Here is a 14,171-nt window from a genome sequence, read left to right on the forward strand (position 1 = left end):
GTGAATTTTACAAGTGCCCAAGCAGTGATCAACCACCTATATGCACTGCCGCGTTTGCACCCAAAAGCCGACTTAAGCTATATCAACCGGGTCCTACAAATTCTAGGTAATCCGCAGAATCAGGTGAAGACGGTGCATGTAACGGGAACGAACGGCAAAGGTTCGACTTCTTACTACCTAAGCAACTTGTTGCAAAAGGCCGGTCAAAAGACGGGCCTTTTTGTTTCCCCCTATGTCTTTAGCTTTAACGAACGAATTCAATTGAATGGAGAAAGAATTAGTGATCACGACTTGGTCAACGTCGCCAATCAGGTAGAAGAAGCAATTCTGCAGGTGCAGCGACAAGATCCTGACTTTGGCCTCGTTATCTTTGAGTATGAGGTAGTACTAGCCTTTGTTTATTTTATCCAAAAGAAGTGCGACTATGCTGTGATTGAGGTGGGGATTGGAGGTGAACATGATAAGACTAATGTGATTACACCAGAAGTTAGCATAATCACCACGATCGGACTTGACCATGAAGAAGTTATTGGACCGACTATCAAGGAAATCGCTCAGGAAAAGAGTGGAGTAATCAAGTTTCAGCGTCCAGTTGTACTTGGTTATATTCCGGCAGAAGTGCTGCCCATTATTACCCATAAAGCAGCAGCAGAAGCAGCTCCAGTAAAGAGATTGGGGCTTGACTTTTCATTAACTTGGGGAAGGGAGATACTTTATTCAGATAAATTTCACACGGTAAAATTAACCAGTAGACCCCAAGTCGAAGAAATTGATGCCGCGCTTGCCATTTGCGCCTTTAGCTTGCTGCACTTGCCACTTAGCAGTGGCGAAGTTGCAGCTGCAATTAACCAGACTGTGATACCGGGCCGATATCAAATCGTGCAAGAGCGCCCACTAGTTATCTTGGATGGCGCCCATAATGTGCAAGCAATGCAAAGTCTGCTAGCATTTGTTCGCCAAGAACAAGTGGACCGGCGGGGGCGCTTGCGTATCTTACTGACGATGATGCAGGATAAAGATATGGAGCAGGTTTTTGCTTTGTTTAATCAGACCGAAGAAGTTGAGTTGACGACGCTTGACTATCAACGTGCTGCCAAAAAAGCGGATTTTCCTGGCTGGGTTCAGCAGAAATACCCTTATCAGCCCGACTGGCAGGAAGCATACCGGGAAATGCGACAAGCTAGTCAGACAAATGATATACTGCTGGTAACGGGGTCATTTTACTTAGTTGGTAATATTTTGCAAATGGAGGATAAAAATGCGGGTACAGGGAAGTAAAGCCGATATTAAAGGTATCTTGTTTGATATGGACGGCTTGCTGGTTAATTCAGAAAGACTATACTGGAAAGCCAATATCCAGGCAGCTAAAGAAGCAAATTTAGGTCTTTCAGACGATGTGTACTTAAGCCTAGTTGGTTCAACCAATGCTGATATGACCGCCTTTTACCACCGGTATTTTGCTGATGACGAGCAGCGCGATCGCTTTATTAAGCGCACCGATGAATTAGCCTGGCAATGGACAGATGAAGGTGAGTTGAAGTTGCAAGCGGGCGTTCAAGCAGCACTTGACACTTTTGCGCAGTTGGGTCTGCCCATGGCGATTGTTAGCAGCAATACGGAAGCGGTAGTTGAGCATAATCTGTGGGTAACAGGTATTCGTAATTACTTTCAGTTCCACTTGAATTCAGCCGACGTCAAAAAACACCAGATCAAGCCTAAACCTGCCCCTGATATCTATCTTTTAGCGCTTGCTAAGCTGGGACTGCCCGCTGCAAACGTCTTGGCCTTTGAGGATTCTTCAACGGGCTTGCAGGCCGCCGTCAATGCCGGAGTTGAGTGTGTGATGATTCCTGACTTGTTACCTGCTAGCAAAAAGGACGAGGCACTGGCCTTGATGGTCTGTCCAAATTTTAAAATTTTTTTGCAAAAAGTTTAGTTTTTGGCGTACCTAATAGTGAAAGGGGTGATTTGATGAAAATCAGCAAAGCCGATCGCTATTTGGTAAAGACTGACGTTGAATTGTTGGGAGCGTTGTTTAATCAGTTGAACGAAAGGAATATTACTAGCTTTGACCAACTAACCCAACAACTAAGGCAACTAAAGATTAACAACTTCAATGACTTACTCAAGTACCTATCAGGCGAAACATGTGATGAAGATTTGGCCCTGCTCTGTGAAAATCTGCTAGACCGTTTGCGGGGTGCCCTACCTGATCGCGAATCAGTACTGACATCAAGTAGCGAGGTCGGAACATACCTAATTAATAAGCTTGCGGGTCATAAACAAGAGGAGTTGTGGGCCATTTATATTGATAATAGTAGCCATATTATTGCGGAAAAGCAGCTCTTTCAGGGGACGTTAGATAAGTCAGTAGCTCATCCGCGTGAAGTTTTCCGCTGGGCTGTTCTTTATGCCTGTGCTGGACTTTTGGTGGTTCATAATCACCCCAGTGGTAACCTGTTACCTTCTAAGAGTGATATTGCTTTTACTGAAAGTTTGCAGACTGCTGCTGAATTATTACACATTGACTTTTTGGATCACTTTATTGTGGGTAAAGGACACTATCTGAGCATGCGCGAGCAACAATTGTGTTAAATTCATCTTAAAGTCGTAAGCTAAATCTTTTTTAAATGCTACTTTATGCTATAATAATTCAAGATTTAGAGACTGCAGTATTTAAGGAGAGATTTACGTGTTTGGATTAGGAACAAAGAATATTGGCATCGATTTAGGTACAGCCAATACGCTTGTTTACATGGAAGGCAAAGGCATTGTTCTTAGGGAGCCATCCGTTGTAGCAAAAAATACCCGTACCAATAAGGTGATTGCGGTCGGATCTGAAGCAAGGGAGATGATTGGTAGAACTCCTGCCAGTATCGTTGCCATTAGACCGATGAAAGACGGTGTAATCGCAGATTATGATACCACTGCCTCCATGCTCAAGTATTTTATTGAGAAGACAGTTGGCAATTCCAAGCCGTCAGTCATGATTTGTGTACCATCGGGTGTTACCGAGGTTGAAAAGCGGGCTGTGATCGATGCGGCCCGCGTTGCAGGGGCTCGTGAAGCCTTCGTGATTGAGGAGCCATTTGCTGCCGCTATTGGGGCAGACTTACCGGTAATGGACCCAACTGGGTCAATGGTGGTTGATATCGGTGGAGGAACAACTGATGTTGCAACGATTTCGTTGGGCGGAATTGTCTCCTCCTCCTCAATTCGACAAGCTGGTGATAAGTTCAATACGGCAATTGTTAACTACGTCCACTCTAAGTTCAATTTATTGATTGGCGAACGGACGGCGGAAGATATTAAAATTCAAATCGGTTCCGCTTCGGTTGAAAAGGCGAAAGAAATAGAAGCCGTCAGTATTCGAGGGCGCGATTTAGTTACCGGTTTGCCTAAGTCAGTTGATATTGAGGCTGTCGATGTTTCTGAAGCAATTCAAGATGTTGTTCAAGATATTATCGTTGCAATCAAGGAAACCCTTGAACAAACTTCGCCTGAAATTGCTGCTGATGTCATTGACCACGGAATTGTCTTAACTGGTGGTGGGGCTCTCCTTAAGAACCTGCCTGACGTCATTTCAGATGCAACTAAGGTTCCAGTATTTATTGCGCAAGACTCACTTGACTGTGTTGCGATGGGTACAGGTAAGTCTCTGAAAAATATTGAATTAATGCGTAGAAGTCGCAGATAATACAAAAGTCGGCTAGTGGGCCGACTTTTTTAGGAATCAATACCATATGAAAAAGTTTTTACAAAATAAAAAACTATTATCAGTCTGTGTCGTTATCATTGTGATTTTTGCTGTTTTGGGTACAAGTGTTGGTATCCGCAATAAACGCAATACGCCCTTGGTGATCCAAAGCTTTGGCAATGATGTGGTGGCAGTCGGGGTAAGAGTTGTCGATTTTCCCCTTAGACTAGTCTCTGGAACGATGAATACCGTACACGACTTACTGAACACACAAGATGAAAACAATTATTTGAAAAGTCGCGTAAGTGAACTGGAACAGACGAAGGTGCGTAATTCGAGCCTGGAAAGTGAAAACAAGCAGCTAAAGGCAGCACTGGGCTTAAAAAAAACTTTGAGTGACTTTGAAATGGTACCTGCATCGGTCATTTCGCGTTCCCCTGACAGTTGGACTGCCTTGCTAGTGATCAACAAGGGCACCACCGCTGGACTGCAAAAGAATATGGCCGTTATGTCCGGTGGCGGAATCATTGGCCGTATTATCGAAGTTAGTGCGGCATCATCAAAAGTGGAGTTAATCACCACTACTGATAAGTCTGCCAACCGTTTTGCTGTTGAAGCAGACGCTGCTGGTGGACAAAAGGTCCATGGCATCATTACTGTCATTGGGACAAAAACGTTAGCCTTTACGCAAGCAATCGATGGTCGCAAACTAAAGCAGGGCACAAAAATTTACACGAGTGGAATGGGCGGTAACTCCCCCAAAGGGCTTTTGGTTGGAACGGTTGCACACACAACAAGGGATACGTTTGGACTGTCTGATTTAATCAAGATTAAGCCAGCTGGAGAATTGAATGATCCAGCTGTAGTTACCGTCGTAAAGAGGAAGGTGACTGATTAATGCGTTCACTGCAAAAATTCACCTTAGCCTTTGTCTTATACCTAATGCTCGCCCTTGACGCTAGTTTATCGCTTATTTTACATCAATTTTTGGCCCTTGCAGGGGGGATAAACTTACTGTTACCAATCAGTGTAATGTTGATTGCACTATTTGACGATATGAACCAAAAAGAAATTTGGCTTGCACTGGGGGCGGGCATCGTCAGTGACTTTTATTTTTTTGGCGTCCTAGGTCTTTATACGGTAGCTTTACCTGGAATTTGTTGGCTTTTACAGCGGTCAGCACGTTTTTTACCTGAAGTTTTTTGGGCGCGAATTGTGGCTGTTTTACTTGCTGTGGTTGCCCTATGTATCTACAGCTGGCTTGTTTTAAATATTACAGGCTTGGCTAGAGTGCCCTTGCTAGAGCTCTTAGTCAGTTTAGGATCCACTTTAGTTTGGTCTTTTGGCTTTGCCACGTTGACATATAAAATGTGGGCCTGGCTTGCGACTAGCTATCCTTTTATGGTTAAAAGAAGTAACTACTAAGAAAAAAGCGTGAGAAAATTATTTCTCACGCTTTTTATTCGAAAACGCCAGAGCTGGCTAGCGCACTGACAATTTGCATAAAGACTGCAGCTAGCGTGATGAATGCCATCAGCCAGGCCATTACAATCGTTAATTTTTGAAAACCTGATTTCTTCTTTTTTCTTTTTCTTGCCATGTTTGTCCTCCTGCTTGAACAATATTTTATGCTATTTAGTGGTTTTTTTCAAACGGATAGTAAGATAGAATAGGTAGCAGTGAGTGGAGGAAGTAGTTTTTATGTTGTTAATTTTTCTATTACCCTTAATTGGCCTGGCTATTGCCGTTAGTTTGAACAAGTTTTTTCCCAAGGCAAAATTTCGTGGGTATGATGTTTTACCCTGCTTTATGCTTTATGCCTGTCACTTAATTACGGTTGAGCAGCATAAGCCTGAATTTTTACCATATGGCTTTTTTATCTTTTTTATTTTGGTAATAATTTTGGCAGTGACAGCAGCTGCAAAAAATAAAAATATTGCGCTTGGTAAGACGATGCGCCAAATATGGGATTATCTTACCGTTAATGCCCTGCTTTGGTATCTAGGTTTGTTGTTCATGATGATTTGAGCTTTTTTTCAGAATAGTAAAGGCGTAGCCGAAAATTCAGTTGAATTTTCGGCTTTTTTGTTTGCGAACCAGGAAGTTAAATTATTTTTACTTTTATTCCCAAAAAAGTGGTGGAAAGTGGTGAATTGTGGTAAATTATTATTTGGAAGGGGGCTAAACCATGTTCATGGGTGAATATCATCACAATATTGACAACAAAGGGCGTTTAATTATACCCGCTCGTTTGCGTAGTCAGATTGGTGACAAGATGATTTTTACCCGGGGGATGGAAGGCTGTATTTTCGGATATACCACGGAGACGTGGGAGAAAATTGAAGCTAAGTTGGCCCAACTTCCGTTAACTAAGAGAAATACGCGTAGTTTTACGCGTTTGTTTTACTCTGGTGCAATGGAATGCGAATTCGATAAACAGGGACGTGTGAATCTGACCACAACATTGAAGACCCACGCCTCCCTTGATAAAGAATGTGTCATTGTTGGTGTTTCCGACCGAATTGAAGTTTGGTCCAAGGAACGCTGGGAAGACTTTAGCAATCAAGCTAATGAAAACTACGATGACATCGCAGAAGATTTGGAAGATATTGAACTTTAAAATGATGGATTTCAAACATACCAGCGTACTCTTAGCTGATACAATTGAAAATTTAAAACCCAAAAACGATGGTCTCTATGTAGACGCGACTTTTGGCGGTGGGGGCCATGCAAGATATTTGCTGAGCAAGCTTGATCGAGGAACACTGGTTGCTTTTGACCAAGATGAATATGCGATAAATTCAGCTAAGTTGAACTTTGCCGATTTATTACAAGCAGACAGTAATCCGCAGTTAAAGCTAGTACATGACAATTTTAGCCATTTGCAGTTGAACCTGGTTAAGCTAGGTTATCCAGATGGCATTGATGGCATATACTACGACTTAGGAGTTTCTTCTCCGCAGTTTGACCAGGCAGGACGCGGTTTTTCATACCGGTTCGATGCCAGGTTGGATATGAGGATGGACCAGAGTCAGAGTTTGGATGCATACCAGCTCGTAAACAACTCCAGTCAAAAGGAGCTAGCCGATATTCTGTATAAATTTGGTGGTGAGAAATTCTCGCGTCAAATTGCCCACAAAATCGTCGAAAGTAGACAAAAAAAACCGATTGCAACCACCTTTGAATTGGTGGATGTAATTAAGGATGCTATTCCTGCGTTTGCCCGTCGGACAGGGGGACACCCTGCCAAGAAAACTTTTCAGGCCCTACGTGTAGTAGTTAACCGTGAGCTTGAAGTTTTACATGATTCGCTTGAAGAAGCTATTGAACTGCTAAAACCAGGTGGTAGAATCAGTGTAATAACTTTTCAATCCGATGAAGACAAAATCGTCAAGGGCATTTTTAAAAAATATTCCGAGGTTGAGGTACCAAGAGGCATGCCAATGGTTCCCGATAGTATGAAGCCAACACTTCGCTTAGTCAACCGCAAACCAATTGTGGCCTCGCCTGAAGAATTAAAAAACAATAACCGCTCACACAGTGCTAAATTACGCGTTGCGGAAAAATTGTGAAGAGGAATAGATAATGGCTGATAGTTTAGCAAGACAAGTAGAATTTAATCCCAATCAGGAAACTGAGCTCAAAAAAAGGCAGCGGCAAGTTCTCAATCCACATCGGGTTACTTGGACCGGCTTTGAGAAGTCCTTGCTAGTGCTGGGAGGCATAGTAACAGTTGGACTAATGACGTTTCTAGTTTCCGCGAGCATTTCTGCAACATCAGCACAGCATGAACTTACCGGCGTGCAGCGTGCAGTTGCAAAGGGACAAAATGAAGTCAGTGATTTACATCAAGAATTAGGTGAGCTATCTTCGAGTGCAAGATTAAATAAGATTGCGCGAAGCAAGGGGCTAACTCTCATTGGAAAAAATATTAGGACTATCCGCTAATGAAAAAACACATTAGTAAGCTAAATTTGCAAAAATCCAAAGCCCGCAGGTACCGCTTTACAGTAGGGAGATTTCTCCAGGTAGCTGTAGCTTTGGTTTTTCTTGTATTTGTAGGCAGATTTTTATATATTGGTGTTTCAAAAACCGTCAATGGCCAAAATTTGCGCCAGCGAACTGAGCAGTTGTATATGCGCAACCAGGTTCTAAAGGCCACCCGAGGTAATATTTATGATCGCAATGGCTTAGCGGTTGCGCAAGATACGCATCAGTATACTGTATATGCGATTTTGGATAAGTCTTCGATTAATTACAAAAATAAACCTGAACATGTTGTTAATAAAGCGGAGACAGCACAAAAGTTAGCAGAGGTGCTGCCGCTATCGGCCCAGCAAATTTTGCATTATTTGGAACCGCAGCACGCGGCCTTTCAAGTTCAGTTTGGTGCTGCAGGTAATGGCTTGACCAAGGCGCAAAAAGATAAAATTGTCAAAATGAAACTACCGGGTATTAAATTCTTTGAAACACAAGCCCGCCTGTATCCTAACGGCAACTTTGCTTCGCACGTGGTTGGTCTTGCCAGTCCAAAGTATGACAAAAAATCCGGCCGACAGAGCTTGGAAGGAACGATGGGACTTGAAGCTTGGTATGATAAAGTGCTTGCTGGCAAAGACGGCTATCAAGTTTCATCAGTTGATGCCGCTAATTATCAAACCCCCAACAGTGTTCAAACATATCAAGCGCCAGAAAATGGCAAGAATGTTTATCTAACGATCGATTCACAGTTGCAGGAATACTTAGAAACCAGGATGAGTTATGTTCAAAAAGCGTATAATCCGGTTTCGATGACGGCAATTGTTGAGGATATGAAAACAGGTAAGGTTTTGGCAGCTTCACAGCGACCAACTTTTAACCCGCAGACCAAGCAGGGAATGAGTAAGTCTTACCGCAATATCTTAGTTCAAGATACATTTGAACCTGGGTCGGTCTTTAAAGTTTTAACTTTAGCAGCTGCAGCTAACAGTGGAAATTACCACCCGAACCAGTACTATAACTCTGGCTCGGTAACTGTTAATGGCTCGGTTATCCACGATTGGCAACCTCGGGGTTGGGGTAATATTCCATTTTCGCAGGCCTTTCCCCGGTCCTCTAACACAGGTTTTGTGCACATCGAACAACAGATGGGAGCAAAAACTTGGCGTAGTTACCTGCGTAAGTTCCATATTGGCCAAAAGACCGGTGTAACTCTGCCAGGTGAACAGGTTGGATTGTTAGCTTTTAATTCTCCCATTGACCAGGCGGTTACTAGTTTTGGTCAGGGTGTTAACGTTAATGTTATGCAAATGATGCAGGCATTTAGCAGTTTGGCCAATAATGGTCAGATGGTGAAGCCGCAGTTTGTTGATAAAATAACTGATTCTAATGGTAAGACCACTAGTGGTTATCAAGTCAAAAACGTTGGCCAGCCCGTTTACTCTAAAGAAACGGCTCAGGTGGTTTTGGCTAATATGCGGCGAGTCTTGAATAAGCGGATTGGAACCGGTTCGGTATATCAAATTGGTAACGAAAGTATCGCAGTCAAGACTGGTACGGCCCAAATTGCCAATCCTAAGGGCGGCGGCTACCTCAAGGGCGATAGCAACTATACTTTTTCTGTAGTTGGGGTCACCCCAGCCAAACATCCGCGTTACTGCATTTACATCACGGTAAAGCAACCGAGACACATGTCTAAGCCGGCCGAAGTGATTTTATCGTCGATTTTCAAACCAATGATGACCCGAATCATTCTGATGTCCAAAAACCAATTGAATGAGTCTACTGCTGTTACAATTCCTGACTTAGAGGGACAAAGCTATGCTCAAGCTGAAAAGCTTGCTAACAAGCTAGGCTTAAGACTGGTTAAACTTGGTAACGAAAGTAAAATCACCGCTCAGGCTTATCCTAAGGGCCAAAAAGAGCAGTCAGGTAAGCGTTTGTTTGTGTTAACTGGAGGTAAAATTACCTGTCCTAACATGAAGGGCTGGAAAATCGACGATTTACACCAGTTCGCTGACCTTACCGGGGTAAAGCTGGAAGTTAAGGGGACAGGCACTGTGCATGCGCAAAGTATTGCCGTTAACGCTGCCGTTAAGTCAGGGACAAAAATCACCGTAAAGTTAAAGGAGTAGCATTTTATGCTCATTACTAGCATTATTGCATTAGTTAGTTCATTAGCATTGACAGGCATTTTTTTGCCCTGGATGATTATTTTTATGCGCATTCACCATGAAGGCCAAGAAATTCGTGACGAAGGTCCTAAGTGGCACCAAAAAAAATCTGGCACTCCCACTATGGGGGGCGTGGTCTTTGTCCTGGCAGCTGCTATTTCAACTGTTTGGGTAGCCGCTTGGCAACAGCAAATGACCCGACTAATTTGGATTTTAGTAATTAGTCTGCTAGGTTATGGGATTATTGGCTTTTTAGATGATGGGCTCAAGTTATTTTATAAACGTAATTTGGGTTTGAAGGCATGGCAAAAATTTTCTTTGCAGATTCTAGTTGCCTTGGTTATTGTAGCTATTGCGGCGAGTGCTAACTTCAAGTTCCAACTCTTTATTCCTTTTTTCGGCTTAATCAACAGTGTTATTTTATTTACCTTTTCTGTAGTTGTTTGGTTGGTGGGCTTTTCTAATGCGGTAAACCTGTCGGATGGCTTGGATGGTCTGGCCACTGGGTTAACCATTATTGCGTATGCGACATATGCCTATCTTGCTTTGAGACAGCAAAATTTTGCAATTTTAATCTTTTGCATGAGCGTAATTGGTGGCTTGATTGTATTTTTTATTTTTAACCATAAACCTGCTAAAATCTTTATGGGTGATGCGGGTTCCTTGGCACTTGGTGGTGGCCTGGCCGCAGTCAGTATTTTTTTACAACGGCCCTGGTCCTTATTACTGGTCGGAATTGTCTTTGTCGGTGAGACTGCCAGCGTTATTTTGCAGGTGATTTCTTTTCAGACTACGGGCAAGCGGATTTTCAAAATGACCCCAATTCACCACCACTTTGAAATGATGGGCTATTCTGAATGGAAAGTCGATATTCTATTTTGGGTGGTAGGACTGCTTGGAAGTATATTGTATTTATTGATTTGGAGCTAAGGGTAAATAATGAGGCAGATTGAAACGTATCGGAATAAGAAGATCTTTATTTTGGGTCTAGGCAAAAGCGGTTTTGCAGTAAGTATCTTATTGCTTAAACTTGGTGCAAAGCTGACTTTAAACGACCAGGCCGACCTAGATCACAATCCTCAAGCCCAGCAGTTGCAAAAATTAGGAGTGCGCGTAATCGGCGGTGGCCATCCAACCGAGCTGCTTGAGCAGGAGCACTTCGACTATTTTGTTAAAAATCCTGGTATTCCATACGAAAATCCGCTAGTAAAACTGGCTCAAGAATTACATTTGCCCATTATTACGGAACCTGAAGTTGCCCTCAATGCCAGTAGTGCCCCGTATGTGTGCGTGACTGGTTCAAACGGCAAAACGACCACGGTACTGCTGGCTCAGCGGATACTTGACCATCATCTGGCTCCGACTGGCCATCACGCGTACGCTGTTGGCAATATTGGTGTGCCGATTTCAGAAGTGGTACTGACAGCCTCTAAAGATGATCTTTTGGTAGTTGAGTTATCTAGTTTTCAGCTATTAGGGGTGACTGACATCAACCCGCGAGTGGCTGCCATTATTGACATTTATGATAATGTCCATTTAGATTATCATAAGTCCTTTGCAAATTACGTAGCGGCCAAATTACGGATTACTAAAACTCAATCGCCAGATAATTATTTCCTGGCTAATTTTGACCAGAAAGAGCTTTTGGCCAAAGAAAAGAAGCTGACCCGGGCGCAAGTTTTAACTTTTTCTGAAAAAGACCCAGCTGCTGACTACTATATTGCTAACGGCTATCTGCAAAGTCAGAAGGGGCGGATAATGAAGACGGCTGAAATGAAGCTACCCGGATTACATAACCAGCAAAATGCTTTGGTAGCTTGTGCCATCGCCGAATTAATGGGTGCTAGCAGTGAAGATATCCAAGCCGGCTTGTCGACTTTTACCGGTGCTAAACATCGTTTACAATATGTAATGACCATAAACGGACGGGCGATTTATAATGATTCAAAATCGACCAACATTGAAGCGGCTACGGTGGCCCTTCCGGCTTTTCAGGAACCAGAAGTCTTAATTGCAGGTGGTTTGGACCGGGGTTTTACCTTTGATGCCTTGGTGCCCTTATTAAAAAAACACGTCAAGGCGGTTGTACTCTACGGCGAAACACGTTATTTGTTAGCTGATACGGCTCGCCAAGCCCAAATTAAGCAAATTGTGGTTGTCGATACGCTGCGAGAAGCGGTTCCGCGGGCTTACGACCTGTCGGTTGCGGGCGATGTCATACTGTTTTCACCGGCGTGTGCTTCGTGGGATCAATTCAGGTCATTTGAAGAACGTGGTGACATTTTTATGAATTTGGTTAAGGAATTGAAGACAAAATAAAATGAGAGTTATTTTTACCGGCGGCGGAACTGGCGGCCACATCTACCCGATTATGGCAATTATTGAGCAGCTAAAACAGCGTGAACTTGTAACAGATGAAGACATTTTGTTTGTGGGTACTGCCCGAGGCCTTGAGGCTAAAATTGTTCCCGCAGCTGGCGTCAACTTTAAGACAGTTGAGGTTCAGGGCTTTTCGAGCAAAAAGTTATTAAGCAATTTAACAACAATTAATAAGTTTGTGAAGGCGGTTAAACAGGCTAAGCAGATAATCGGTGACTTTAAGCCTGACGTGGTAGTTGGCACTGGTGGGTATGTTAGCGGGGCGACAGTCTATGCTGCTGCGAAGTTGGGCATTCCGACCATGATTCATGAGTCAAACTCGGTGGTTGGGGTAGCTAACAAGTTTTTGGGGCATTACGTCGATAAAATATGTTACACCTTTGATGATGCTGCTAAGCAGTTTCCCGAAAAAAAGAAGCTGGTTAAAACAGGCAATCCGCGTTCCCAGCAGGTTTTAAACTTGTCTTCGACGAGGTTTGATTTACAAGATAAGTGGCGCTTAAATGAAAAAATACCAACTGTGCTGATTTTTGGAGGTTCTCGAGGTGCACTTGCCATCAATCGCGTAATGCTGCAATCTTTGACCAAGTTAAAACAAAAACCGTACCAGATTATCTGGGTGACAGGCAATTACTATTACCAGGAGATTAGTGAAAAGTTGGCAGGCGTCGACTACGGCAACAGTATAAAGATTGTACCTTACGTCAAAGATATGCCTGCTTTACTCCCCAAAGTAACCTGTGTGGTTGCCCGTTCAGGAGCGACCAGTATTGCTGAGTTTACTGCATTAGGTGTTCCCGCGATTTTAATTCCTAGTCCCAATGTCACACATAACCACCAAATGAAAAATGCCCTTGATCTTGAACGAGCAGGAGCAGCCACGGTAATTGCCGAAAGTGACGTAAATACCAATAACTTTATTTCATCGATTGATCATATTTTACTTGATCACAAGTATGCCGATGAGATGAGTACAGCATCCAAAAAATTAGGCATTCCTGATGCATCAGATCAAGTCATTAATGTCATGAAAGAGATTGCCAAGTAGCAAAGAGGAGGTGAGGCAGTTGCCTAAAAAACGTGTGACCAAGATTGATCCGAAAGAAAAGCTTTCGCCTTATTTAGACTATCAATCGAATAAAAATAAGCGCAAGTCCCAAAGTAAGACGCAAAACAAGCTTTCTGCCTCGCTAGCTAATTTACGCAGTGAACGTAAGTCCGCTTTGGTTAAACGACTAGGGTTGATTGTGGGTATTTCAGTAATTGCGTTGATCGGTCTCAGTTATTATATTTCACCGCTTAATGATGTAGTTAGTGTTAAGGTAGAAGGCGGCCGCGACCTGCCCCTGGCAGAACTAGTTAAAACCTCTGGCATTAAGACCAGTGACAAGGTAATTGATCATCTAGTTGATTCACGGGGCGTTAACCATAAAGTAAAACAGAAGTATAGTGAAGTCGAGCACATTAACATTGGCGTTAACCACCTTAACCAGTTGGTTTTAAAAGTAAATGAGTATCAGACCATTGGTTATATCAAAAAAGGAAATAAATATTGTAAGATTTTAGTGCATGGCAAGTTAGGCACCCAATTACTGCCTTGGAGCAAAGTAAGCCCCGATAAACCAGTGTTTATCGGCTATAATCACGGCATGTCCTTGAATCAGAGTTTAGCCTTGTTCAACAGCTTGCCTAGCGGCTTTCAGAGTCAGATTAAGTTGCTCAGCGGTAATACGCGGCGCAAATCGCAGGTTATTTTTGTAATGAAGGATGGCAATGTAGTCATTGGTAACGTTTCTACTTTGAAAAGAAAACTGAAATACTATGATGAAATTAAAGCCAAGGCCACTAAAGATAGCTTAATTGACTTGGAAGTAGGGGCATACAGTCGTCCACTAACAGTTAAAGAAAAAAGAATTTATGGTTTAACATAAGCTGATTTTATA

16 protein-coding genes are annotated in these 14,171 nt (G+C 42.9%); 15 read left to right on the forward strand and 1 reads right to left on the reverse strand.

Annotated features, from left to right (window positions below; translation table 11 throughout):
* From ACSYSN_RS03185 to mreD, 6 genes are all read left to right on the forward strand, one after another.
* Nucleotides 1-1,278 carry a bifunctional folylpolyglutamate synthase/dihydrofolate synthase gene (locus ACSYSN_RS03185; protein WP_491712724.1) on the forward strand — a complete coding sequence of 426 codons (1,278 nt, stop codon included), beginning with the start codon at nt 1-3 and terminating at the stop codon, nt 1,276-1,278.
* Nucleotides 1,259-1,936 (forward strand): HAD family hydrolase, encoded by a 678-nt coding sequence (locus tag ACSYSN_RS03190; protein WP_491712725.1) that lies wholly within the window; start codon nt 1,259-1,261, stop codon nt 1,934-1,936. The genes ACSYSN_RS03185 and ACSYSN_RS03190 overlap by 20 nt, the downstream gene beginning before the upstream one ends.
* 35 nt (nt 1,937-1,971) lie before the next feature.
* A complete protein-coding gene (locus tag ACSYSN_RS03195) occupies nt 1,972-2,595 on the forward strand; it encodes a JAB domain-containing protein (protein WP_491712726.1) in 624 nt (207 codons plus the stop codon).
* 97 nt (nt 2,596-2,692) lie between these two features.
* Nucleotides 2,693-3,697, forward strand: coding sequence for a rod shape-determining protein (locus ACSYSN_RS03200; protein ID WP_491712727.1), 1,005 nt, complete (start codon nt 2,693-2,695; stop codon nt 3,695-3,697).
* Between the two features lie 46 nt (nt 3,698-3,743).
* Entirely contained in the window at nt 3,744-4,595 is an 852-nt protein-coding gene (gene mreC / locus ACSYSN_RS03205; RefSeq protein ID WP_491712728.1) for a rod shape-determining protein MreC, read from the forward strand.
* Complete coding sequence (mreD, locus tag ACSYSN_RS03210) at nt 4,595-5,122, forward strand: rod shape-determining protein MreD (RefSeq protein ID WP_491712729.1); 528 nt, start codon at nt 4,595-4,597, stop codon at nt 5,120-5,122. The genes mreC and mreD overlap by 1 nt, the downstream gene beginning before the upstream one ends.
* Nucleotides 5,123-5,156: 34 nt before the next feature.
* On the opposite strand, the gene ACSYSN_RS03215 is transcribed toward mreD, so the two are convergent.
* Nucleotides 5,157-5,297, reverse strand: coding sequence for a DUF4044 domain-containing protein (locus ACSYSN_RS03215; protein ID WP_317638096.1), 141 nt, complete (start codon nt 5,295-5,297; stop codon nt 5,157-5,159).
* 101 nt (nt 5,298-5,398) lie between these two features.
* Between ACSYSN_RS03215 and ACSYSN_RS03220 the strand changes: the two genes are divergently transcribed.
* From ACSYSN_RS03220 to ACSYSN_RS03260, 9 genes are all read left to right on the forward strand, one after another.
* Complete coding sequence (locus ACSYSN_RS03220; RefSeq protein ID WP_491712730.1) at nt 5,399-5,725, forward strand: DUF3397 domain-containing protein; 327 nt, start codon at nt 5,399-5,401, stop codon at nt 5,723-5,725.
* A 160-nt stretch (nt 5,726-5,885) separates the two neighbouring features.
* A complete protein-coding gene (mraZ, locus tag ACSYSN_RS03225) occupies nt 5,886-6,317 on the forward strand; it encodes a division/cell wall cluster transcriptional repressor MraZ (protein ID WP_491712731.1) in 432 nt (143 codons plus the stop codon).
* Between the two features lie 4 nt (nt 6,318-6,321).
* Entirely contained in the window at nt 6,322-7,269 is a 948-nt protein-coding gene (gene rsmH / locus ACSYSN_RS03230; protein WP_491712889.1) for a 16S rRNA (cytosine(1402)-N(4))-methyltransferase RsmH, read from the forward strand.
* Between the two features lie 13 nt (nt 7,270-7,282).
* The gene (gene ftsL / locus ACSYSN_RS03235) at nt 7,283-7,645 is read left to right on the forward strand and encodes a cell division protein FtsL (RefSeq protein ID WP_317638099.1); all 363 of its coding nucleotides are present in this window, start codon (nt 7,283-7,285) and stop codon (nt 7,643-7,645) included.
* The gene (locus tag ACSYSN_RS03240; protein ID WP_491712732.1) at nt 7,645-9,810 is read left to right on the forward strand and encodes a penicillin-binding protein; all 2,166 of its coding nucleotides are present in this window, start codon (nt 7,645-7,647) and stop codon (nt 9,808-9,810) included. The genes ftsL and ACSYSN_RS03240 overlap by 1 nt, the downstream gene beginning before the upstream one ends.
* Before the next feature lie 6 nt (nt 9,811-9,816).
* Entirely contained in the window at nt 9,817-10,779 is a 963-nt protein-coding gene (mraY, locus tag ACSYSN_RS03245; protein WP_491712733.1) for a phospho-N-acetylmuramoyl-pentapeptide-transferase, read from the forward strand.
* Between the two features lie 9 nt (nt 10,780-10,788).
* On the forward strand, nt 10,789-12,168 hold the full coding sequence (gene murD / locus ACSYSN_RS03250) for a UDP-N-acetylmuramoyl-L-alanine--D-glutamate ligase (protein WP_491712734.1): 1,380 nt from the start codon (nt 10,789-10,791) through the stop codon (nt 12,166-12,168).
* A 1-nt stretch (nt 12,169) separates the two neighbouring features.
* Complete coding sequence (gene murG, locus ACSYSN_RS03255; protein ID WP_491712735.1) at nt 12,170-13,276, forward strand: undecaprenyldiphospho-muramoylpentapeptide beta-N-acetylglucosaminyltransferase; 1,107 nt, start codon at nt 12,170-12,172, stop codon at nt 13,274-13,276.
* Nucleotides 13,277-13,295: 19 nt separating this feature from the next.
* A complete protein-coding gene (locus ACSYSN_RS03260; protein WP_491712736.1) occupies nt 13,296-14,159 on the forward strand; it encodes a cell division protein FtsQ/DivIB in 864 nt (287 codons plus the stop codon).
* Nucleotides 14,160-14,171: the final 12 nt, after the last annotated feature.

It is taken from the genome of Lactobacillus sp. ESL1191 (assembly GCF_058504435.1).

Excerpts from the sequence above, each read along its gene's own strand:
- murD (WP_491712734.1), top strand. The coding sequence starts at position 10,789 with ATGAGGCAGATTGAAACGTATCGGAATAAGAAGATCTTTATTTTGGGT.
- mraY (WP_491712733.1), top strand. The coding sequence starts at position 9,817 with ATGCTCATTACTAGCATTATTGCATTAGTTAGTTCATTAGCATTGACA.
- ACSYSN_RS03215 (WP_317638096.1), bottom strand. The coding sequence starts at position 5,297 with ATGGCAAGAAAAAGAAAAAAGAAGAAATCAGGTTTTCAAAAATTAACG.
- murG (WP_491712735.1), top strand. The coding sequence starts at position 12,170 with ATGAGAGTTATTTTTACCGGCGGCGGAACTGGCGGCCACATCTACCCG.
- mreC (WP_491712728.1), top strand. The coding sequence starts at position 3,744 with ATGAAAAAGTTTTTACAAAATAAAAAACTATTATCAGTCTGTGTCGTT.
- ACSYSN_RS03190 (WP_491712725.1), top strand. The coding sequence starts at position 1,259 with ATGCGGGTACAGGGAAGTAAAGCCGATATTAAAGGTATCTTGTTTGAT.
- mreD (WP_491712729.1), top strand. The coding sequence starts at position 4,595 with ATGCGTTCACTGCAAAAATTCACCTTAGCCTTTGTCTTATACCTAATG.
- ACSYSN_RS03195 (WP_491712726.1), top strand. The coding sequence starts at position 1,972 with ATGAAAATCAGCAAAGCCGATCGCTATTTGGTAAAGACTGACGTTGAA.
- ftsL (WP_317638099.1), top strand. The coding sequence starts at position 7,283 with ATGGCTGATAGTTTAGCAAGACAAGTAGAATTTAATCCCAATCAGGAA.
- rsmH (WP_491712889.1), top strand. The coding sequence starts at position 6,322 with ATGGATTTCAAACATACCAGCGTACTCTTAGCTGATACAATTGAAAAT.
- mraZ (WP_491712731.1), top strand. The coding sequence starts at position 5,886 with ATGTTCATGGGTGAATATCATCACAATATTGACAACAAAGGGCGTTTA.
- ACSYSN_RS03240 (WP_491712732.1), top strand. The coding sequence starts at position 7,645 with ATGAAAAAACACATTAGTAAGCTAAATTTGCAAAAATCCAAAGCCCGC.
- ACSYSN_RS03220 (WP_491712730.1), top strand. The coding sequence starts at position 5,399 with ATGTTGTTAATTTTTCTATTACCCTTAATTGGCCTGGCTATTGCCGTT.